20 protein-coding genes are annotated in these 20,856 nt (G+C 43.4%); 14 read left to right on the top strand and 6 right to left on the bottom strand.

Annotated elements, in window-relative coordinates:
* Positions 1 to 126 precede the first annotated feature (126 nt).
* Positions 127 to 1,500, bottom strand: coding sequence for an L-cystine transporter (locus ACF8EG_RS20535; protein WP_005486634.1), 1,374 nt, complete (start codon positions 1,498 to 1,500; stop codon positions 127 to 129).
* Between the two features lie 191 nt (positions 1,501 to 1,691).
* Positions 1,692 to 2,387, bottom strand: a complete 696-nt coding sequence (locus ACF8EG_RS20530; RefSeq protein ID WP_017448627.1) for an NAD(P)H-binding protein — start codon at positions 2,385 to 2,387, stop codon at positions 1,692 to 1,694.
* A gap of 683 nt (positions 2,388 to 3,070) precedes the next feature.
* Between ACF8EG_RS20530 and cobT the strand changes: the two genes are divergently transcribed.
* From cobT to btuD, 8 genes are all read left to right on the top strand, one after another.
* Positions 3,071 to 4,114 (top strand): nicotinate-nucleotide--dimethylbenzimidazole phosphoribosyltransferase, encoded by a 1,044-nt coding sequence (gene cobT, locus ACF8EG_RS20525; RefSeq protein WP_025553309.1) that lies wholly within the window; start codon positions 3,071 to 3,073, stop codon positions 4,112 to 4,114.
* A 44-nt stretch (positions 4,115 to 4,158) separates the two neighbouring features.
* Positions 4,159 to 4,911 carry an adenosylcobinamide-GDP ribazoletransferase gene (locus tag ACF8EG_RS20520; RefSeq protein ID WP_069490548.1) on the top strand — a complete coding sequence of 251 codons (753 nt, stop codon included), beginning with the start codon at positions 4,159 to 4,161 and terminating at the stop codon, positions 4,909 to 4,911.
* Positions 4,908 to 5,441 (top strand): bifunctional adenosylcobinamide kinase/adenosylcobinamide-phosphate guanylyltransferase, encoded by a 534-nt coding sequence (cobU, locus tag ACF8EG_RS20515; RefSeq protein ID WP_025501126.1) that lies wholly within the window; start codon positions 4,908 to 4,910, stop codon positions 5,439 to 5,441. The genes ACF8EG_RS20520 and cobU overlap by 4 nt, the downstream gene beginning before the upstream one ends.
* Positions 5,442 to 5,453: 12 nt before the next feature.
* Positions 5,454 to 6,068, top strand: coding sequence for an alpha-ribazole phosphatase (gene cobC, locus ACF8EG_RS20510; protein ID WP_069490530.1), 615 nt, complete (start codon positions 5,454 to 5,456; stop codon positions 6,066 to 6,068).
* A gap of 144 nt (positions 6,069 to 6,212) precedes the next feature.
* On the top strand, positions 6,213 to 8,012 hold the full coding sequence (locus ACF8EG_RS20505; protein WP_029798021.1) for a M3 family oligoendopeptidase: 1,800 nt from the start codon (positions 6,213 to 6,215) through the stop codon (positions 8,010 to 8,012).
* 430 nt (positions 8,013 to 8,442) lie between these two features.
* A complete protein-coding gene (locus ACF8EG_RS20500; RefSeq protein ID WP_005454962.1) occupies positions 8,443 to 9,471 on the top strand; it encodes a succinylglutamate desuccinylase in 1,029 nt (342 codons plus the stop codon).
* A gap of 82 nt (positions 9,472 to 9,553) precedes the next feature.
* Complete coding sequence (gene btuC, locus ACF8EG_RS20495) at positions 9,554 to 10,549, top strand: vitamin B12 ABC transporter permease BtuC (RefSeq protein WP_025818219.1); 996 nt, start codon at positions 9,554 to 9,556, stop codon at positions 10,547 to 10,549.
* The gene (gene btuD / locus ACF8EG_RS20490; RefSeq protein ID WP_029787539.1) at positions 10,536 to 11,303 is read left to right on the top strand and encodes a vitamin B12 ABC transporter ATP-binding protein BtuD; all 768 of its coding nucleotides are present in this window, start codon (positions 10,536 to 10,538) and stop codon (positions 11,301 to 11,303) included. Before btuC ends, btuD begins: the two co-directional genes overlap by 14 nt.
* Before the next feature lie 78 nt (positions 11,304 to 11,381).
* Here the strand turns inward: btuD and ACF8EG_RS20485 are convergent, their stop codons facing one another.
* From ACF8EG_RS20485 to ACF8EG_RS20475, 3 genes are all read right to left on the bottom strand, one after another.
* Complete coding sequence (locus ACF8EG_RS20485; RefSeq protein ID WP_005454856.1) at positions 11,382 to 11,957, bottom strand: nucleoside triphosphate pyrophosphohydrolase family protein; 576 nt, start codon at positions 11,955 to 11,957, stop codon at positions 11,382 to 11,384.
* A 113-nt stretch (positions 11,958 to 12,070) separates the two neighbouring features.
* Positions 12,071 to 12,652 carry a DUF1415 domain-containing protein gene (locus tag ACF8EG_RS20480; protein WP_025818220.1) on the bottom strand — a complete coding sequence of 194 codons (582 nt, stop codon included), beginning with the start codon at positions 12,650 to 12,652 and terminating at the stop codon, positions 12,071 to 12,073.
* Between the two features lie 50 nt (positions 12,653 to 12,702).
* The gene (locus ACF8EG_RS20475) at positions 12,703 to 13,926 is read right to left on the bottom strand and encodes an MFS transporter (RefSeq protein ID WP_020903888.1); all 1,224 of its coding nucleotides are present in this window, start codon (positions 13,924 to 13,926) and stop codon (positions 12,703 to 12,705) included.
* A 106-nt stretch (positions 13,927 to 14,032) separates the two neighbouring features.
* Here ACF8EG_RS20475 and ACF8EG_RS20470 point away from each other — a divergent pair, with 106 nt between their 5' ends.
* Positions 14,033 to 14,902 (top strand): LysR family transcriptional regulator, encoded by an 870-nt coding sequence (locus ACF8EG_RS20470; RefSeq protein WP_005486629.1) that lies wholly within the window; start codon positions 14,033 to 14,035, stop codon positions 14,900 to 14,902.
* A gap of 54 nt (positions 14,903 to 14,956) precedes the next feature.
* Here the strand turns inward: ACF8EG_RS20470 and ACF8EG_RS20465 are convergent, their stop codons facing one another.
* Positions 14,957 to 15,187 carry a glutaredoxin family protein gene (locus ACF8EG_RS20465; RefSeq protein ID WP_005454961.1) on the bottom strand — a complete coding sequence of 77 codons (231 nt, stop codon included), beginning with the start codon at positions 15,185 to 15,187 and terminating at the stop codon, positions 14,957 to 14,959.
* 305 nt (positions 15,188 to 15,492) lie between these two features.
* Between ACF8EG_RS20465 and ACF8EG_RS20460 the strand changes: the two genes are divergently transcribed.
* Genes ACF8EG_RS20460 through ACF8EG_RS20440 form a run of 5 tightly spaced genes read left to right on the top strand, consistent with a single transcriptional unit; the run spans position 15,493 to position 20,708 of the window.
* Complete coding sequence (locus ACF8EG_RS20460; RefSeq protein WP_025818221.1) at positions 15,493 to 16,983, top strand: flippase; 1,491 nt, start codon at positions 15,493 to 15,495, stop codon at positions 16,981 to 16,983.
* Positions 16,984 to 16,987: 4 nt separating this feature from the next.
* Positions 16,988 to 18,127 (top strand): polysaccharide pyruvyl transferase family protein, encoded by a 1,140-nt coding sequence (locus tag ACF8EG_RS20455; RefSeq protein ID WP_069505096.1) that lies wholly within the window; start codon positions 16,988 to 16,990, stop codon positions 18,125 to 18,127.
* A 9-nt stretch (positions 18,128 to 18,136) separates the two neighbouring features.
* Positions 18,137 to 18,853, top strand: a complete 717-nt coding sequence (locus tag ACF8EG_RS20450; RefSeq protein WP_005454982.1) for an IspD/TarI family cytidylyltransferase — start codon at positions 18,137 to 18,139, stop codon at positions 18,851 to 18,853.
* A 4-nt stretch (positions 18,854 to 18,857) separates the two neighbouring features.
* Positions 18,858 to 19,892 carry an NAD(P)-dependent oxidoreductase gene (locus ACF8EG_RS20445; protein ID WP_020840497.1) on the top strand — a complete coding sequence of 345 codons (1,035 nt, stop codon included), beginning with the start codon at positions 18,858 to 18,860 and terminating at the stop codon, positions 19,890 to 19,892.
* A gap of 6 nt (positions 19,893 to 19,898) precedes the next feature.
* A complete protein-coding gene (locus ACF8EG_RS20440) occupies positions 19,899 to 20,708 on the top strand; it encodes a phosphorylcholine transferase LicD (RefSeq protein ID WP_069505098.1) in 810 nt (269 codons plus the stop codon).
* Positions 20,709 to 20,856: the final 148 nt, after the last annotated feature.

Genomic DNA, 20,856 nt, shown 5'->3' with positions numbered 1-20,856 from the left:
GTATTAGACCATTCAACGCCTTGACTAGCAACGAAAGATGCAAGGTGAAGTTGTGAAAATGAAAAAGCCGATGGCGAACCATCGGCTTGAAGTTTTGCATTTGTCTGCTTAGGCAGCAAATAAGGATTAGGCTTTCGTTTCTTCAAGAGCCGTTTCAGCTTCTGAGGACTTCAACACTCGGCTTGCAATGGTGCCTGCCGTCATTGAGCCAGAAACGTTCAGCGCAGTACGAGCCATATCAATCAGAGGTTCAATTGAGATCAAAAGTGCAGCGATCGTTACAGGCAAGCCCATTGCTGGAAGAACAATCAATGCCGCAAATGTTGCACCGCCACCAACGCCCGCAATACCAAACGAGCTGATAGTAATGATCGCAATCAGAGAAAGAATGAAGTTTACGTCTAGTGGGTTAATACCCATTGTTGGGGCAACCATCACAGCTAGCATCGCAGGGTAGATACCCGCACAACCATTCTGACCAATTGTTGCACCGAAAGAAGCAGATAGGTTCGCGATCGCTGGTGGCACATTGAGCTTGGTCACTTGCGCTTCAATATTCAATGGGATGGTTGCCGCCGAACTGCGAGAAGTGAACGCAAACGTCAATACAGGCCAAATTTTCTTGAAGTATTCAACAGGGCTAACGCCAACGAATGAAACCAAAATGCCGTGCACAACAAACATCAAACCAATAGCGACGTATGACGCGACGATAAAACCAAGTAGGTTTAGGATGTCGGATGCATTTGAGGTTGCAACCACTTTCGCCATCAATGCAGCAATACCGTAAGGTGTAAGCGCCATGATCATTTTTACTAAGCGCATAACGATAGATTGAGCCGCTTCAACAAACGTGCGAATTGGTGATTCCAATTCCTCTTTTTCCATCATTACTTTGCGAGCTGCAATACCAGTTAGTACACCAAAAATGACAACAGCAATGATTGAGGTTGAGCGTGCTCCCGTTAAGTCTGCAAATGGGTTTGTCGGAATAAAGCTTACTAGCATTTGTGGAATGGTTAGATCGCTTACTGTACCCGCTCGGCTTTCAAGAACCGCAATTCGAGCCGTTTCACGAGCGCCTTCAGTTAGCCCTTCCGCTGACAGACCAAACGCAGAAGTAACAAGAATACCGATCAAAGCCGAAATTGCTGTGGTGACTAGCAACACAGAAATCGTCAGACCAGAGATTTTGCCAAGTGAGCCACCTTTCTCTAGTTTTACTACCGCAGAAATCATCGAAACCAACACAAGTGGCATGATCACCATTTTTAGCAAGCCGACATAGCCGCTACCAACAATACCAACCCATTCTAGTGTTTTCGAAATGACGTCGCTGCCTTCACCGTGAATAAGCTGAAGAGCCAAGCCAAAAAGAGAGCCAGTAACAAGACCAATTAAAACGAGACGAGAAAGGGTGTTCTGTTTTTGTTGCTGGGTAAAAAGAAAGAATAATATGCCTATAAACACGGCAAGAGAGGCTATCACTGCAAAATCCATAATCTGACCTTATCAATCTGGCGTGAAACGCCGACTGTTTTTTATACGGGGTTATATACTGATGCCGTAAGATAACGCTCAGGATATAACTTTAAAAATGACAAACAGGTATTAGATAGATCTAAAATGAATATAAAATGAGAGATAAATCTCGTGAACTTACTGTTTAGCGTGATTTTTAAGCAAAATGACTAGTCATAATGATGCAGTAGGTCGAGCATTTCTTTTCTTTGTAGATAAACAACCGAATTTTCCTGATAACTGTAAACTTGATAAATCATCGCTTTGGCCACTTCTTCGGCTTTAATCGGCAGAAAGTTAGACAATTTCCCTATCATAAGTGGGCGAATGACTTTGAATAAAGCTTGAACAAGCTTTTCATCACTTCGCGGGTGATCGCGTTCACCAACTAAAGGGCCTGGACGCACAAACACCACTTCATCAAATCCCATTTTTTCAATGTTCTGCTCCATTTGTCCTTTGCAAGCAAGATAGTGAGAAGGAGAGGAACGGTTGGCACCTAAACTAGACACCACCGCAAGGCGTTTTACGCCGACCATTTTCATTTGCTGTGCGACCGAAGTGACCAGTTCGACATCGACTTTACGTAGGTTTTCTTTACTGCCTGCTTGCTTGAGAGTCGTGCCCAAACAAATGAAACCTATATCGGGCGTTGTTTGATTTTCATTCCATTGATGAATAGTGAGCTCTGCATCAATGATTGGAATGATCTTGTTTGTTGGGTCATAAATGTCTTTAAGTGGGCGTCTGGAGAGGGAGTACAAATGAGAAATACCTGACTGAGCAATGAGGTTTTCGACCACTTTGCTGCCGACTAACCCAGTTGCGCCAGCGATGATTACGCAAGTGTTAACATCGTTTGTCATTGTATGCTTCCTCTTTAGAGAACAAGTGCTTAGGCATTAGTAGCTTATGCCAACACGCTGAAAGAGCAAGAATAAGCCGCAACTCACCATCAAATTTGTGCAGTGGCGAGCTCGATATCGCATGTTAAAAAAAGACCCGTTATTTACGGGTCTTAGGCTTAGGAGAGTGATAAGGGAATTGAGCGCCGGGTTTTGCGCTGCGGTTTGGGCTTGCTTCTCTTAGCAGGGCGACGACTTTGATTGGCAAACATAATTCTCTCTCCATTTTATTGGGACGAATTAATTCAAGCATTTGTTGTGCCAATCGTTGAGTTTATTAGGTGTTAGACATGTTATAAATGCTTGGTTTTAGTCACTTTGGTTTGTTTTTTGGTTATAGATTTCAATGATTTGCTTGGTTGTATAGGCTTGGTTTTTTGTGCTGGATACCCAGGTGATATGTATTCGTATCACTTTTCTATTTATGTAAAAACAGCCACCTAGAATCATATTATTGTCAATATGACAGTCAGAATGCTAAAAACATCAGCAAAAAGAGAAAATCAGATGAAATAGAATGAAAGAGGCGTACACTTATTCTCTCATTCGTCGTCAGCCTTTTATCTTGTCTCGTCGTAATGCATACGCAACTGTAGACAACGTTTCTATCGAACGAACACCAATTACTTGAAGGAATACCAAACATGGATTGCTCTTTTTCCGCAGATATTCAAACGCGCATTGATAACAAAACCAAACCCTTAGGTGCTCTAGGGTTGCTAGAAAAAGTCGCATTGCAGTTAGCGTTGATTCAAAGCCAAGATCAAGCACAAGCCGTAGAAGAGATTGTTATTCGCAAGCCAACGATGTTGGTGTTTTCTGGCGACCATGGTGTTGCGAAAGAAGGCATTAGCATCGCACCGAGTGAAGTTACCCAGCAAATGGTTGCAAACTTCCTTGCTGGAGGTGCGGCAATTAACTGCTTTTGCGATGTAAACCAAATCGAATTCAAAGTGATTGACTGCGGTATGCTTGCGCCAATCGAAGTCATGGTTCCTGAGTTTAAATCTCATCCGAATTTAATTGAGCAGCGCTTAGGAAATGGCACTGCCAATTTTTCAAAGCAAGCGGCGATGTCTTCTGAACAAGTGGCGCTTGGTTTGGAATATGGTGCAAGAGTGGCGCAAAGCACCATCTATTCAGGATCTAACTTACTGATGTTTGGTGAGATGGGGATTGGAAACACCAGCTCGGCTTCCGCATTATTGGCGGCACTCAGCCCGCTTGAGGTAAACCACTGTGTTGGTCTTGGTACGGGCATCAACTCAGAGCAGTTGAGCCGAAAGTTAAAGTTGGTTGCTCAAGGGGTAAGTCGTTGTCGAGGTCTAGACGCCAAAGCCGTATTATCGCAAGTTGGTGGATTTGAAATCGTACAGATGGTCGGGGCGTTCCTTGAGGCGAAGCGTTTAAAAACGCCAGTGCTTGTCGATGGTTTTATTGTCTCTGTCGCGGCGTATGTTGCCACGTTACTAGACGAAGAAACACGTGACTACATGCTGTTTGCACATCGTTCAGAAGAAAACGGACACAAGTTTGTGTTGGAGTCATTAAAAGCCGAACCTTTGCTGGATTTAGGGCTCCGCCTCGGTGAAGGAACAGGTGCTGCGTTGGCATTGCCGCTATTGAAGGCCGCTGCGCAGTTCTATAATAAAATGGCCAGTTTTGAGAGTGCAGGAGTAACGGTTTAGTGTCTGAGTCAAAAAGTTCAAGACAAGCAACGCTACGCTATCAAATGGAGCTATTCCTCTTGGCTGTGAGCTTTTTTAGCCGCTTGCCTGTACCGAGTGACTTACCTTACAGCGAAGAGCGTATGAACCAAGCCGGGCGATATTTTGCCTTGGTTGGTGTGATTCTTGGTGTGCTTTGCGCGCTTGTGTTCTACTTCACTCAACTTATTTTCCCTGATTCCGTTGCTCTTGTATTAACCATGGCGTTCAGCCTGTTGCTCACCGGTGCTTTTCACGAAGATGGTTTGACTGATATGGCGGATGGCATTGGCGGCGGTATGACGGTTGAACGTCGTCTTTCTATCATGAAGGACAGCCGCATCGGGACTTATGGCGCCGCAACATTAGTGATGGCGTTGTTGGCGAAGTTTGTCCTTTGGAGCGAGTTGGTGCATTTGCCTGATTTTTGGCTCGTTATTGTTGTGGCCTACACCACGAGTCGTGCCCTCGCTGCAACGCTAATTTACGACATGCCTTATGTGAGTGACAGTGACACCTCGAAAAGCAAGCCGCTTGCGAACAAGCAGTCCTCGTCTGAAGTTGCCATTTTGCTGTTTACTGCGGGCGTGGTTTCGCTCTTTCTCGGGGTAATGCAGACATCATTTATCGTCATCGTTTTGTTTGCATTTCGATTGGCATTCAAACGTTGGCTGACTAAGCGCATTGGCGGTTTTACTGGCGATTGCTTAGGTGCAGCGCAGCAGCTTTCTGAACTCTTGGTTTACCTTACTCTAATCGCGTTTTATCAAAATATATGAAGCAGTTAATTCTCGGTGGTGCTCGTTCAGGAAAATCGAAACTTGCTGAACAAACCGCAAGACAGTTGTCCGAAAAGGAGAACAAGTCATTACATTATGTCGCTACTGCGTTGCCATTTGATGATGAGATGCGAGAGCGGATTAAGCATCATCAAGCTCAACGTGGGGAAGGGTGGCATGAACACGAATGCCACCTTCGACTTCCTGATTTACTTGCTCATTTTGATGCTAATGACGTTGTGTTGGTTGATTGCTTAACGCTGTGGCTGAACAACTGGATTTTTGAGCTAGGTGAAGCCTGTCGTAACGAGTCATTAGAACAAGAGATAGAAAAGCTCACTCAAGCGGTTGAAAATTCTCGCGCGACACTGATTTTTGTCTCTAACGAGGTGGGAATGGGCATCGTGCCGCTGGGTGCTGTGAGCCGCTATTTTGTTGATAATGCAGGGCGCATGAATCAACAACTTGCTCAAGTATGCTCTCGAGTAACGTTTGTTGCGGCAGGGTTGCCATTGGTTCTTAAAGAATAGGATACGAAGGTAATGAAAACGCTCAATATCTATCTTATGCGTCATGGAAAAGTAGACGCAGCGCCTGGCTTACATGGTCAGACTGATCTCAAAGTGAAAGAGGCCGAGCAGCAGCAAATCGCCATGGCTTGGAAAACCAAAGGATACGACGTAGCGGGGATAATATCGTCGCCGCTTTCTCGTTGTCACGATTTGGCGCAAATATTAGCTGAGCAACAATTGTTGCCAATGACCACCGAAGACGATCTGCAAGAAATGGACTTTGGTGACTTCGATGGCATGCCATTTGATTTGCTTACTGAACATTGGAAAAAACTCGATGCCTTTTGGCAATCACCCGCTCACCATTCGTTGCCTAATGCCGAGAGCTTAAGCACATTTTCTCAGCGCGTTAGTCGCGCTTGGTCTCAAATCATTAACGATATCAATGACAACTTGTTAATTGTCACGCATGGTGGCGTAATTCGAATAATTCTCGCTCATGTTTTGGGCGTGGATTGGCGCAATCCTCAATGGTATTCGACATTGGCGATAGGAAATGCCTCAGTCACTCATATAACAATTACTATTGATGACCAAGTTTACGCCTCAGTTCGTTCAATAGGCGTGCCTCTTGTAGAAGATTAAAATCAGGCGCTGTTGGCCTTCAACGCGAAACAAATCAAGGAAGAAAAGCAGCCCTAGTCATGGAAGAAATCGGCTTTCTAAATCCTATTTTGTTAGGAGGAAGAGGAAAGACCGATTCGATTACATCAAAAGGAACTCTAAAAAATGACCACTCCTAGTTGGGACTTATCCATCGTTTACAACGACCTTGCCGACCCTCGAATTCAAGACGATATCGCACTTGTTGAGCAATGTATTGACCTGCTGAATAAGCAATCGCAAGATTGTGAAAATGTTGAAGTGATGCAAAATGCCATTCTGACTAACGAAGCAGCAAGTCGCTTGGCGGGCACGGTCTACAACTTCGCCAATTGCTACTCATCAGTGAACGCTACTAACGCCGAAGCGAAAGCGCTTTCTGGTCGTATGATGCGTATTTTCTCTGAATTGTCTCAAGCGTTTAGTGCTTTCGAACTTACCTTAACGCATGCAGATGATGAGTTCATTGCTCGCGTTCTCGATCACGAAAATCCAGACATCAGCGGTCAAGCTTTCTCTATTATGGAGTCGAGAAAACTGGCAGATACACGCTTGAGTATGGAAGAAGAGAAGCTTTTAGCTGCGATGAGTGTCGATGGCAAATCTGCGTGGGGCAATTTGTACGACAACTTGACGGGTTCGTTAAAGGTTACGTTAGACCATGCTGATGGCACTACTGAAGAGCTCGGTTTCTCCCAAGCTGCAAGTATCCTTTACGGTTCAGAGTTTGACCGCCAAGAAGCGGCATGGCGTGGCGTCCAAAAAGCAATGGAAACGCACCAAGAGTCTTTCGCCGCGATTTTAAATGCACTTGCAGGCTGGCGTTTAACTGAAAACAAAAAGCGCTCGACTAAGCGAGAGGTACACTTTTTAGAACCAAGTTTGTACGGTAGCCGCATTCAATCTGAAACCTTGGCTGCCATGATGAAAGTGGCGAAGGACAGTCGTGATATTGGCCAAAAAGCCGGTAAACTGATGGCGCAAGTGCACGGTTTGGATGAGATGAAGCCGTGGAACCACCTTGCCGCAATGCCTGCATTAAGCGGTGATGCTAAAGTCTACGATTTCAATGAAGCAATCGATGTGATTTGCGAAGCGTTTGAAACCGTCAACCCAGAGATGTCTGAGTTTGTGCGTTTAATGGTTCAAAACGGTTGGATTGATGCCGCGCCCAATGCCAATAAACGTTTGGGGGCGTACTGCACTAAGCTACCAGCCACGCGCACACCGTTGGTATTCATGACGTGGAGTGGTAGCCGTTCTGATTTGATGACATTGGCTCACGAACTTGGTCATGCCTTCCATAACTGGGTTATTCGAGATCTGCCGCTTTGCCAAACTTACTACCCAATGACACTGGCAGAAACCGCTTCTATTTTTGCAGAGAATATCGTACGCGATCATTTGATCTCGAAAGCAGAAAGTGTGGACGACAAACTCGAAATGCTGTGGGAAGAGTTGTCTTCTGCGCTGGCGTTAATGATCAATATTCCTGTTCGATACGAGTTTGAAAAAGCATTCTACGAACGTCGTCAGGAGGGAGAATTAACCGCTCAGGATTTCTGTAATCTGATGTCAGAAACGTGGGAAGATTGGTACGGAGACGTGATGAGTGAAGCTGACCCCTATTTTTGGGCAAGCAAGCTGCACTTCTCGATTGCCGATGTGAGTTTCTATAACTATCCGTATCTATTCGGCTTCTTGTTCAGTAAAGGCATTTATGCGCAACGTGAAGCTAAAGGTGAAAACTTCTACATTGATTACGTTAATTTACTGCGTGATACTGGCAACATGATGGCAGAAGAGGTGGTTGAAAAACATCTATCGATGGACTTAACCAAACCAGACTTCTGGCAACAAAGCGTGGAGCTCGTACGCGACAAAGTCGATGAGTTTGAACGCCTACTTGCGCAGCGTAGCCAATAAGAGGTTGAGTTCTGTTGACTCTAGTCGATAAATCTTGCTCGGATAGGGCTTCAGTTCGAACTATTTGGTGGTACTGGCGGTATCTTTGGTTCGCATAGCCGTTTGCTCATAGAAGCAGTGACAAAGCAAATGACCATGTGTTGTATAAAGAATCCGCACACCGCCGAAAAAATCGGCTCAAAAGGTTAACAGACACTCAAACTTGATCAAATCATAATGATCTTACAGAAGGCTGTGGTAAAGTTCACAGCCCTAACACTTTGTAATTGTTTAAAAAATAAACGCCTCAATGCTTGATTTGAGTGCATGGCGCAAATGGGTATCGGATTTTTGATAAATTTAGCGGTTTCTACTCATAAGTGAGATCGCAGCAACAAAAATCCTTTGTACAATTTATTAACATACCCGCCGTGCTATTAAGGAGTAACGCATGACGAAGTCTCTCTTTCGCCAATCGTTTTTAACTGACACGTTAGATGTTCATATTGATGTAGCGCCAGCGGAGCAGGTGCTATCAAACGGCGTACAACTCAAACTCTATCAGCGTGGTGTGCTAGAAGTCATTCCTGAAAACCCGACTCAGGAAACGAAGAACATCATCATCTCTTGTGGTATTCACGGGGATGAAACCGCACCGATGGAGCTGGTGGATTCGATCATCAAAGACATCGAATCTGGATTCCAGAAAGTCGATGCACGTTGCTTATTCATTATTGCTCACCCTGAGTCAACTCTGGCGCATACACGATTCCTAGAAGAAAACCTCAATCGTCTATTCGATGAAAAAGAGCACGAACCAACGAAAGAACTGGCGATTGCTGATACGCTGAAATTGTTGGTGCGAGATTTCTATCAAGATACAGAACCAAAAACGCGTTGGCACCTAGATTTGCATTGTGCTATTCGTGGTTCGAAACATTACACGTTTGCGGTAAGCCCAAAAACGCGCCACCCAGTTCGCAGCAAAGCGTTGGTAGATTTTCTCGATAGTGCGCATATTGAAGCTGTGTTGTTATCCAATTCACCATCAAGTACGTTCAGTTGGTACAGTGCAGAGAATTACGGTGCACAAGCGCTAACGATGGAGCTTGGCCGCGTCGCCAGAATTGGTGAAAACGCTCTGGACAGATTAACGGCATTTGACTTGGCTCTGCGTAATTTGATTGCAGAAGCTCAGCCAGAGCACTTATCGAAACCGTGTATTAAATATCGCGTAAGTCGCACTATCGTCCGCTTGCATGATGATTTCGATTTCATGTTTGACGACAACGTGGAGAATTTTACTTCGTTTGTTCATGGTGAAGTCTTTGGTCATGATGGCGACAAGCCTCTGATGGCTAAAAATGACAACGAAGCGATTGTCTTCCCAAATCGTCATGTTGCTATTGGTCAACGTGCCGCACTGATGGTTTGTGAAGTGAAAACGCGTTTTGAAGAGGGTGAGTTGGTTTACGATTAATCCAACATTACTCTCAGAAGTTAATTGCAATCTACCGAGGCTTAACTGTAAGGTTAAGCCTCGTTTGTTTTTATCGGCCACTATGGATTTTCAACAACTTATCTTGAACAAGGAGCGACGCTGGCAGCGTAATCTCGTGATTATGTCAGTCGTACTCGTTTTACTCTCTACTATTCATTTGATGGTCGGGGAGGTTTTCCTTTCTCCTTTTCAATCCCTCTCTATATTTGAGCAAAAGCTATTACTGGATTTGCGTCTGCCAAGATTGGTCGCAGCAGCAATGATAGGAGCTGCATTGGCCGTATCTGGTGCCACACTACAAGTTTTGTTGGGGAATGTGCTGGCAGAGCCGGGCGTGCTTGGCATTTCTGGGGGCGCAAGTTTGGCGATGGTTTTGGTGATGTTTGCATTGCCTGTGCTGCCAACGCCTATGATCTTTATGCTGGCGGCGATAGCTGGCTCGATGTTGTTCACGCTGATATTGGTTGGTATTGCTCGGGCGATGCATCTCACGACAGCGCGTTTACTGTTAGTCGGTGTCGCGTTGGGTATTTTATCCAGTGCCATCGTGACATGGGCTTTTTACTTCAGTGATGATTTAAGCCTACGCCAGCTAATGTACTGGCTTATGGGGAGCATTGGTGGCGCGAGTTGGTATCAGCACTCGGTAACATTAGTCATGTTCCCTGTTCTAGTTTGGCTATGTTGCCAAGGTAAACCGCTCGATAAGTTAATGCTTGGAGAGATTCATGCCACTCAACTCGGTGTCGATGTCCATCAGATGCGCTGGAAGTTGATTTTAGCTATCTCAGTGTTGGTTGGTTGCTCCGTCGCATTAGGTGGCATCATTAGCTTTGTTGGTTTGGTGGTTCCGCATTTGCTGCGATTAGCATTTGGCACAGAAAACCGTTACTTGTTGCCACTGTCGGCGATATTTGGCGCAGCTTTGCTTGTTTTTGCAGATATTGGTGCGCGACTATTGCTGGATTCCGCAGAACTGCCTTTAGGTGTGATGACGACTTCTATCGGTGCGCCTATTTTCATTTGGATGTTGGTGAAGAGTCATGATGCGCGTTAAGCATATAGCGGTTGGAAGTCGTTTACTGCCACTTTCATTTGAATGCAAAGCTGGCGAAGTCGTCCACGTTGTCGGACCAAACGGCTCTGGTAAGAGTACGTTACTCGCAGCGATTTCTGGCACATTAACTGGCAGGGACGGAGCGAGCGGTGAAGTTCATGTGGATGACAAAAACTTGCTCACGTTATCTTTGTCGGAACAAGCTTATGTTCGCGGTTACTTATGTCAGCAATCTAGACCTGCATTTAACGTCGATGTTTTTCAATATCTTGCGTTGTCCTTGCCAAGTGGCACTGCGATCACTGATGGTAAAGTTCGTGATGCCGTTAATATGGTGGTCGAGCTCGTCCAACTGCAAGATAAGCTGCACCGCAGCATTCAAACGCTATCAGGAGGCGAGTGGCAACGCGTACGCTTAGCGGGTGTATGCTTACAAGTGTGGAGAACGATAAATCCATACTCGCAGTTGTTGATTTTAGATGAGCCAGCCGCTCCGCTCGACATTGCTCAAGAAGGTTTGTTGTATCAGTTAATCAATGCTATCGCGGCGCAAGGTATTGGCGTGCTCGTGGCGAATCATGATTTGAATCGCACCCTTAAACATGCCGATAAAGTGTTATTGCTCAGTAATGGTGTGTTGCATTCGTCGGGCAGGGCGGATGACGTGCTCTCCGAGGCTGGTCTCGCTGAAGTGTTCAAAACTCAGGTCAGAAAAGTGATGATAGACGAGAGACCGTATTTGATCTTCGATTAGAGCCTAGGTTTGTGCTGATAAAATAAAAACGACCCGTATAAGGTCGTTTTTTTGTTTCTTGAATACTTAACCAAGTATTTATTGAGTTAGCGGTTTTAAGTCCGCTGGACGGTAGTAAACCGACTTGAGCACTTTGCCTTTACGTACGGTTTTTCCTTCAGACACGAAGTCTTGTGCACATTTTGCGATGATGTATTCGCCTTTTTGTACAGCCATCAACTTGATACCTTGCTCTGCGTAGAAGGCTTCGGTCTCAGTATACTCTTGCTCATTGCGGCATACTTTGCTCATGTTGCTTGAATGAACTTCGTCCCAACAAGGAATAAAGTCGATTCCGCGGTTTACTGCAACGTTCAGTAAAAGATCAATGAGGTAGCTGATCGCTAGGTTATCTTCTACTTTGCTGTGACCAAGGTGAACTAGACGACCCATTAGAACGTAAACGCTGTCTACAATCGCATCGGCTTGTTCAGTTTTACAATCTGCTTCTGCTAGCTCTGTTAGCTCTTCGATCGCCAAAGAGGTGTGTAGTGTGTCTGCTTGTGCATCTAGGCTTGCAGCGTCTGCGACTGGTAGGTCGAACGTACTACGGAACTCGGTGATGTCACGGTATAAGTGATCAAAAATCTCTTGGGTTAGCTTTGACAGTTGCATTCTAATGTCCATTGAATCGATTGAAGGGGCAATGATACCAAACCGCACTTTAATCCCCAAGAGATCAGAATCTAACTGATTAGAAATCGTCTCTTGAGGTTCTAAACTGTGGCTTAACGAAATAGATAAGGGAAGAGCTTTTTACGTTCTTCTTCTGAAAGAGCAGAAACTCGCGCGATGTTTGTGTCAGGAATCGATTCAGGGTCAGGGTAGTGCTTCAACACCTTTTCCATACTCTCTTCTCGAATAAGATGGAAGATTGGGTATGGTGATCGATTGGTTAAGTTCTCGTCATCTTCTGGTGCTGCACCACCGAAGCAATAGTCGGGATGGAAAGTCGCCACTTGGAATATTCCTTCCCAATCCTGTTGTTTTATAAGTCCTTCAACCCAATCGATGCAGAAGTTGTAGTCCCAGAAATCTTGCAGCATGTTAGGTACGACGACCAATGTTGTTTCCAACTTTTCTGGTTCGGTGGTGCTGAGTTCAATAAGTTGCAGCAGAATATCCTCAAGCAGCGCTTCTTCTTGTGTTGCTTCGCTGACAAAAATCTTAATTTGTTTGTTACGCTGCGGCTTTGCAGCGAAAGGACACAAATTCAGACCAATCACGACATCATTAAGCCATTGTTCGACTTGTTGCGTGATCGCCTTAATATCTGTATTCGGTGTTTCTTGTGTTGAGCTCGTTGGCATACGACTTTCTTGCTTTTATGAATTTGGCGCAAGCATAGCAGAGAAGTCGATTAACTTCTTCCCAAGCTTGCTACATCAGTGTTGCTGTCGGTATCTACGCTTTCACAAATGTGTTTTAAATAGGCAATGGCAGCAAACATCACGGCATACAAAACGCTTCCGCCAAGCAGTACGGTTGACCAACCGCCATGTTGCCAACAGTAGAGCAATAAAAAACCACCTAAACTTCCGCCAACATAGTAGTGCACCAAGTACAAAGCTGTTGCGGTTGCTTTTGCTTGTGTTGCGTTTTGGCCTACCCAGCCGTAAGCCAAAGTATGGGTAAAAAACGCGCCAAAACTAATCAGCAGAAGACCGATAAGCATAGCGGCGAGGCTCTCAAAAGCCGCAATCCACATGCCTGCCATGCTAACCACAGCGCCTATGAACATACCTAGAATAGAAGAGTAACGTTTGCTCCAATGCCCTGCGCATCGAGAAGAAAAAGTTCCTCCCAGATAACAGATGAATATCAACGATGCTAGACCGACCGGAACGTTGTGCGGCGCGCTAACCAAACGAAAGCCCATCACTGAGTAAAGATTGACGAACAACGCAAAGTTAAGCCCGCCGATGAGCATTGCAAACCAAACCCGCTGATTTCGGAAGTGGCCAATAATGGCACGATTTTGGTGTCTTAAGCTGCTGGATGACGGTGTGAAGTTGCGTTGTTTTGGCAGTAAGTAGTGAACGCAGATTACGCCAATCAATGTTACAACCATCATGACTTCGATGGCGACATCGACACTAAAGTTATCCGCCAACAAACCGCCGCTAATACGTCCTGCGATGCCACCTAATGAGTTTGCTGCAATGTAAGTACCAATGGCCATTGAAAATGCGTGCTTATCAAGTTCTTCTGCCATGTATGCGACGGCAACAGCGGCAAATGCGGCTAAAGCGATTCCGATTAATGCTCGGCATGCCACCAAAAATATAAATGAGTCTCCAAGTAGCATCAGCGCAGAAATGGCAGGAATAGAGAACAAGCCAACCATCATCACTGGCTTACGACCAATGGATTCGGACAAGACCGCCATTGGCACCAAACTGAATGAAAGCGCTAACGTTGAGGCAGCAAACAACCAGTTAACCTGCGTTTCTGAAATGGAAAACAGCGTTGCGAAGGTCGGCAGCATAGGTTGTAAAAGGTATAGGTTAGAAAAAACCAAAAAAGAGCCAAGCGCCAGAGATAGCGTAATGCGTTTGTATTCCGGAGTACCAAAGCTGACCATGTTTCCTGCCTGATAGGAGCAATAAGGGAGATTGTGATCAATCTATCAGTTGGATATGGATTAAAAAAATATATTAAAAATATGGATACGATATATTTTTGATCTTATGGAATCAAAACAACTGAAACATTTTCTGGCTGTTGCTGAGCATGGCAATGTCACTCACGCAGCTAAGGCACTTCATATCGCGCAACCAGCGTTAAGCATTTCGATAAAAAAATTCGAACAGTCACTCGGCGTGACGTTGTTTCGTCGTGAAGATAAGAAAATCAGCCTAACGAAAGAGGGGGAAACCTTACTCATTCACGCGCAGCGAGTGATTCAACAACTGCACGATGCGCAATTAGCGATTGATGAACTAAAAGGTTTAGCGAAAGGAGAAGTTCGCCTCGGCACGCCTTCTATGATGGGGAGTTACTTCTTCCCGCGCATCGTGATGGCGTTTAAGAGTCAGTTTCCCGATCTAAAACTGACGCTTGTTGAGGCTGGCACGCAATCTATTCGTCGAATGTTGCTCAATGGACAACTCGATATCGGCGTGATCAGCTGTGACGATGTACCTGAAGATCTAGAAACGGACCATTTGTTCAGCAGCCAAATGGTGGCCGTTGTTGCTCCCGAGCATGAGCTAGCGCAGCGTGAAGCCATAACGTTTGATGAATTTTTCGAGCATGAATTGGTGATGTTTCAGCACGGATATTTTCATCGAGAATTCTTAGACCATGTCAGTGAAGAGCACGGTTTCAGCATGAAGTCTTCCTTTGAAACCAACTTGCTGCCGCTGATATTGAGCATCGTCAGGCAGGAGTTTGCCATTACGGCCCTGCTTGAGCTTGTTACTCAAAACGAGAAGGGGGTTGTTGGCATTCCGTTTCATCCGCCAGTAACGCTCGATTTGGCACTAGCTTGGCGGAAAGAAGGGTATTTATCTATCGCAGATCGGACGTTTATTGATTTTGTGAAACGTTACGTCTGATACAAAAAGAGCTTCTTATTTCAGAAGCTCTTGTCACTATCCATTTATAGGCGATTAACTGCCACTGTACATCTTTTCGAAGTTCTTCGGATTCCAACCGATCATTACTCGGTCACCAATCTTCAATACAGGTACAGAGCGAGCACCAAGTGCATCAAGCTCTTTACGACCACGTTGCATTTTCGCGTTACAAAGGCGGTAATTAATGTTTTTCGAATCAAGATAACGTTGAGCATCTTTGCAGTGAGGGCATTTGTCTTTGACGTAAAGAACGACACGTTTCATTGAATTTCTCTCCATTATCATTGGGAGGCGAAGTCTACTATATGCTTCTTCAACTCTCCAGAACTTGATTTGTTGAGTAAAAGAATGAGGTTTGGAAAGTGAAAGTCATAAAAATGTAATGCCAATAAAGAACGTAAGGTTGGGAAAAAGTACCAAACGCTTTGATTGGTACCTGTAGCAATAGAACTTAAATATCCTTTTATCTACTATCTGAATGCTAATTGTTGCATTGATATGACGTTTTTATGAATTGTTGTAACTAATTCACTTAAACGTCGAGTTTTACTTTAAATTCGGAAGAGAAAATGTCAGGGAAGCGGGTCGCGAAAAATACTCTTTTTCAGATCGTCAAAATGCTAATTACGACCGTAGTTAACCTGTATATGGTACGTGTTTTACTCCATCAACTTGGTGTTGAAGGCTATGGTATTTTCAACCTTATTGCCGGCGTTTTGGCGTTAATGCTGTTTTTAAATGGAGCAATGACAACATCAAGTCAGCGTTATTTGTCTTTTTACAGTACCCAACAGTTAGAAAAAAGAACTAGCGTCTTTGCTACCACAAAATCGCTACATATTGTTGTTGCTATGATTATTTTTTTACTGTTATTTTCACTGCAAACTTTTATTTTTGAAGATTTAATTAACATACCAGTATCAGTTGTTTCTTCCGCTCAATCTTTATACCAGATTATGGCTGTCGGCGTATTAGCATCTGTAGTAACCGTGCCATTTAATGCGCAAATTAATGCCAATGAAGATTTAGGTATTGATGCTGTGTTTAGTGTTTTTGAATCACTGCTTAAGTTGATTTCGGCATTTTTGATTATCCTCTTTGAAAATCAACTAGTCGCTCTGGGAACGTTGTTTGTCTCAGTTTCTTGGACAATGCTTATTGTGAAGGTGGTTTACTGTCGGATTAAATATGAAGAATGTAACCTTCTAAACTTCAAATTAGATATTGCCTTATTTAAAGAAATGATTGGCTTCACTAGTTGGAACTCGTTTGGCGCCATTTGTGGCGTTGCTAGAGTTCAAGGCTTAGCTGTTGTGCTTAATCATTTCTTTGGCGTTTATATCAATGCTGTTTATGCCATTGCTGTTCAAGTAAATGGAAAGCTAAAGGAATTTAGCATTAACATCATGAAAGCATTCAATCCACGAATCGTAAAGGCAGAAAGCAAGGGTAATAGGGAGGAAATGCTCCACTTATCCATGTTAGCAAGCCGTTTTAGCTTGTTGCTTTACTCAGTCATCGCGCTGCCGATCTTTTTTGAAACAAATTTTATGTTGTCGATATGGTTGGGAGATTATCCTGATGGTGTACTGACTTTTATCAAGCTATTTTTAGTACTTGCGTTTGTAAACCTTACGACGGTTGGTCTTCAAACGGCTATACAAGCAACCGGAGACGTAAAGGTTTACCAGTCAACAATTGGGTCAGTGCTGCTGCTAACTGTGCCATTGGCCTATATTTTCCTATCGTTAGGTTATCCCCCTTACACCGTTATCGTTGTTTCCATTTTTATGGAGGTAGTTTCTTGTGGAATGAGGCTCGCTTTTCTCAAGCTCAAAGCCGGGTTATCCATTATGAAATATATATTGTTTGTAATCAACAAAGCGCTTCAAGTACTAATACCAACGATAGCCGTATTGTTTTCATTAACGATAAGTTTCGAGCAAAGTATTTTAAGGTTTATTTCTACCACTTTGGTTTCATTCGGGATGATTAGCTTTTTAACGTATTGGCTGGTGTTAGGTGTAGAAGAAAAGAAAATGATAAGACTAAAGGTATAAGAGCATGACAGCGAAAAAGTTGGTGATGGTTGGCTATACACATGACACAAACCTTGGTGATCAAGTGATAGCAGATAGTGCAGAATATCTTATAAAGAAGAATATTATAGATAATGAATTCTCTGTTGAAAGGTTTAACCTAAATTATTCAAACGAATTTAATAGTTTTAAAAAATCAAAAAGAAAAGTAATAAATAAAATTTTAAGCAGACTATCTTCTAGCTCATCGTTTGATTATAAAGTTGGCTGTTATAAACGAGATTACAAAAATAAATTTAATGATGCGTCTGCAATTGTATTTGCCGGCGGAGGAATGATTAAGTTTAAGTACCAAGATTGTTGGGCGCATATTTCTGCTTTAGTTGACACGGTTGCGAATAAGCCATGCCCGATTTTTTTCAACGCTGTGGGCGTCGAAGGTTATGACCAAAGCAACTACAAATGTCGATTGTTAAAAGAAAGTCTGAATCATAGTGTTATAAAAATGGTTACGACACGTGATGATTTGAGCTTGCTCAATGATGGCTACATAGAAAACGGGTACATCAAAACCGCTCAAGTAGCAGATTCAGCAGTTTTCAGCTCAGAAGTTTATGGGATACAGAAAAAATCGCGAGATGTTGTCGGGCTTGGATTGGTGCGTGCAAGGATCTTCAAAGATAACGGTATTGATCTGGATAGAACGCAAGTTATCGAGCTATATGCCTCGCTTATTTCAGAACTGGAAGCTCGCGAGCAATCTTATCAGCTATTTACTAATGGCTTGAAAAGCGACGTAGATATTCTCGAAGATCTGGAGACCTATCTAGGGAAGCAACTAAACGTTATTGAGCCACAAACGCCAAGAGAGCTGGTTGAGCTTATTTCAACATTTAAATGCACAATCGCCGCTCGACTTCATGCCTGCATTATTTCTTATTCTTTGACTGTTCCTGTTGTAGGGCTTGTTTGGAACAACAAAGTCAAAATGTTCGGTGAGTGTATAGGTTATCCAGAACGTTTCTTTTCCCATCAAGATTTTGATGCAAATGAGATCATTGATCGTTTAACCCTGTCTGTCGCAGAAGGTTACGAACCTAATCACTATGAGCGATATCGAGAGACGGTGAACACGAGCATTAACAAAATGATATCTATGATTTAGGAGTGAATTATGAATGTTGCCTTGATTTTTGCTGGTGGTGTCGGAACCCGCATGCAAAACAGCACTAAACCGAAGCAGTTTTTAGAGCTATATAACAAGCCAGTAATTATATACACACTTGAGAAGTTTGAAGAGAACAAAAACATTGATGCCATTGTTGTGGTTTGCGTTGAACCGTGGATCGATTATTTACGCAAACTGTTGTTCAAATTTGATATTCAGAAAGTGAAGTTTGTTATTCCCGGTGGTGAAACTGGCCAGGAGTCTATATTTAACGGCTTATGTAAGATAGAAGAAGAGTTTGATCATAACTCTGTTGTATTGATTCATGATGGCGTTCGACCTTTAATCAATGACGAAATTATCAACCGAAATATCGAAGCGGTCAAAAGTCACGGTAGTGCGATCACTACTTGTCCTCCAGTAGAGACCTTTGTCCTTGTCGACAATGAAGACGTCGTGAAAGACGTTCACGATCGTTCGCTATCTCGATTAGCGAAAGCGCCACAAAGCTTTTATTTGCGCGATATTCTTAAAGTACATCGTCAAGCGCGTGAGGACTGTTACACCGAAGCGATCGATTCATGTTCGTTGATGACAAAGTACGGATACGATGTTCGCCTAGTCTCTGGCATTTCTGAAAACATTAAAATCACGTCACCCATCGATTTCTTTATTTTTAAGGCAATAATCGATACGCAGGAAAATCTACAGGTTTTTGGTTAATTATATGAAAAATAATCGGATTAATATCATCAGTGATGATAACGAGCAATTGTACTTGAGCCAAAAGTCATGGGGTTCGTTGCGAAATAAAACTGTACTTGTTACGGGTGCGACAGGAATGCTTGCAGCTTGTATGGTTCGCTTTTTTGTTTATCTCAATAGAAAAGATCAACTGAACATCAGAGTTTTGCTGTTAGCCCGTAGTGAACAGAAAGTTCAAAACTTATTTGGTGAGCTAACCGGTGAATTTGAATGTTTTTACCAAGATGTTTGCCAGCCGATTGAGTTTGATGACGAAGTCGATTTCGTTATTCATGCGGCGAGTAATGCAAGCCCACATCACATCAAACATGATCCTGTTGGGATTATTCAGGCCAACGTTGTTGGAACCATGAATTTGCTTGAGCTCGTTAAAAACAAACGAGTAAAAAACTTTTTGTTCATGTCCACTCGTGAAGTGTATGGAAACTTAGAGAGTCAAGAGCTGATCCGCGAAAGGGACTTTGGCAGCTTTGACCCATTGGACTCAAGATCTTGCTACCCAGAGAGTAAAAGAATGGCTGAGACATTGTTACAAAGCTACGCCATTCAGCATGACGTTCCTTTCACTGCAGTGAGAATCGCTCATTCTTACGGGCCAGGTATGTTCCTAAATGATGGACGCGTGATGTCAGATTTAGTTGGTTGCGTGATAGATAATCAACCAATAGTGCTGAAAAGCGATGGAAGTGCGCTGCGCTCATTTTGCTATGTCACAGATGCTGTATCAGCAATGCTTTTGGTGTTGTTAAAAGGTGAGGTAAATACTGCGTACAACATTGCCAATGAAACGGAAGAAGTTTCGATATTGCAACTGGCAAACCTTCTTTCGGACCTAGGTGGTGGTATTTCTTCTGTTAAGCATGAAATATCTAACGACAATGCGTATTGTCAATATAAAAGAACCAAGTTGTGTACGGAGAAAATTGAAGCTCTGAGCTGGAAGCCAAGGGTTGATCTGAAATCTGGTCTAGAGAAAACCATCGAGTTTATTAGGTAAGTTAAATTGAAAAAACTAACATTTGAGCAGCTCAGAAGCGTACAGATGTCTATTTTAGATAGAGTGCATCTGTTTTGTGAGCGTCACGATTTGGAATACTCGCTGGCGGGTGGAACGCTGTTAGGGGCGATACGCCACAAAGGTTACATTCCTTGGGATGATGACATCGATATTATGATGCCAAGGGAAGATTACGAATACCTGTTGCAAAATTTTGCCAAAGAGTATCCTGATTTCACGTTTTTCAACTTGGACACCAAGCACAATCCTTATCCGTTTTTGTTCAGCAAGCTATCTCTGAATGATTCTGTTATTTCGAACGGGCGAATTAAAGGCGTCGGGATCAATATTGATATATTTCCTATTGATAGCCTTGGTAAAGAGAAGGGGGCAGCAAAGTTACGCTTTTCATTAATGAAAGCGATCAACTTTTTCGCTCGTATTCAACGTTCGAGACATGATAGGGCAAACCCAATAGTAAATATCGCATTCCGGTTGTTTCAAAAGTGTTTAAAGCTTTTGCCTAAAAAATGGTTTCTATCAGCAATCAAAGGGTTGTGTTCAACATGCTCAGTTAATGATGATGGCTATGCCGTGAGCATTGGCAGCAGTTACCTTGCTAAAGAGTTTACGGAGTCATCGCTTTATCATGATTATACTTCGTGCCCATTTGAAGATCGTCAATATAAATGCATCGCTAGATACGATGATTACCTATCCATGATTTATGGTGACTACATGCAGTTTCCAAAAGAACAGGATAGAGAAAACCACGATAACGTAGGTTTTATCAAAGAGCACTTGCTTCCTATGTAGTCTCGTTATGCCTAGCTTCTCTACAAGGTTAGGCAATAACACAACAATTTATCCTTGTTAAAGTTGCGTACAGTTGACTGTTATTGGTATTACCGATTGATAAAAGCTAGAATTAGCGCCTTTATTTTGTCATAGCAGACTTAACACT

The organism is Vibrio sp. YQ_11 (assembly GCF_043103065.1).
In the GTDB taxonomy this organism is placed as follows: Bacteria; Pseudomonadota; Gammaproteobacteria; order Enterobacterales; family Vibrionaceae; genus Vibrio; species Vibrio parahaemolyticus.
The sequence above is the reverse complement of the archived record's forward strand: the minus strand, read 5'-3'. Positions and strand labels throughout refer to the sequence as shown.

Coding starts and splice junctions, on each gene's coding strand:
- ACF8EG_RS20535 (WP_005486634.1), bottom strand. CDS start 1,500: ATGGATTTTGCAGTGATAGCCTCTCTTGCCGTGTTTATAGGCATATTA.
- ACF8EG_RS20530 (WP_017448627.1), bottom strand. CDS start 2,387: ATGACAAACGATGTTAACACTTGCGTAATCATCGCTGGCGCAACTGGG.
- cobT (WP_025553309.1), top strand. CDS start 3,071: ATGGATTGCTCTTTTTCCGCAGATATTCAAACGCGCATTGATAACAAA.
- ACF8EG_RS20520 (WP_069490548.1), top strand. CDS start 4,159: ATGGAGCTATTCCTCTTGGCTGTGAGCTTTTTTAGCCGCTTGCCTGTA.
- cobU (WP_025501126.1), top strand. CDS start 4,908: ATGAAGCAGTTAATTCTCGGTGGTGCTCGTTCAGGAAAATCGAAACTT.
- cobC (WP_069490530.1), top strand. CDS start 5,454: ATGAAAACGCTCAATATCTATCTTATGCGTCATGGAAAAGTAGACGCA.
- ACF8EG_RS20505 (WP_029798021.1), top strand. CDS start 6,213: ATGACCACTCCTAGTTGGGACTTATCCATCGTTTACAACGACCTTGCC.
- ACF8EG_RS20500 (WP_005454962.1), top strand. CDS start 8,443: ATGACGAAGTCTCTCTTTCGCCAATCGTTTTTAACTGACACGTTAGAT.
- btuC (WP_025818219.1), top strand. CDS start 9,554: ATGGATTTTCAACAACTTATCTTGAACAAGGAGCGACGCTGGCAGCGT.
- btuD (WP_029787539.1), top strand. CDS start 10,536: ATGATGCGCGTTAAGCATATAGCGGTTGGAAGTCGTTTACTGCCACTT.
- ACF8EG_RS20485 (WP_005454856.1), bottom strand. CDS start 11,957: ATGCAACTGTCAAAGCTAACCCAAGAGATTTTTGATCACTTATACCGT.
- ACF8EG_RS20480 (WP_025818220.1), bottom strand. CDS start 12,652: ATGCCAACGAGCTCAACACAAGAAACACCGAATACAGATATTAAGGCG.
- ACF8EG_RS20475 (WP_020903888.1), bottom strand. CDS start 13,926: ATGGTCAGCTTTGGTACTCCGGAATACAAACGCATTACGCTATCTCTG.
- ACF8EG_RS20470 (WP_005486629.1), top strand. CDS start 14,033: ATGGAATCAAAACAACTGAAACATTTTCTGGCTGTTGCTGAGCATGGC.
- ACF8EG_RS20465 (WP_005454961.1), bottom strand. CDS start 15,187: ATGAAACGTGTCGTTCTTTACGTCAAAGACAAATGCCCTCACTGCAAA.
- ACF8EG_RS20460 (WP_025818221.1), top strand. CDS start 15,493: ATGTCAGGGAAGCGGGTCGCGAAAAATACTCTTTTTCAGATCGTCAAA.
- ACF8EG_RS20455 (WP_069505096.1), top strand. CDS start 16,988: ATGACAGCGAAAAAGTTGGTGATGGTTGGCTATACACATGACACAAAC.
- ACF8EG_RS20450 (WP_005454982.1), top strand. CDS start 18,137: ATGAATGTTGCCTTGATTTTTGCTGGTGGTGTCGGAACCCGCATGCAA.
- ACF8EG_RS20445 (WP_020840497.1), top strand. CDS start 18,858: ATGAAAAATAATCGGATTAATATCATCAGTGATGATAACGAGCAATTG.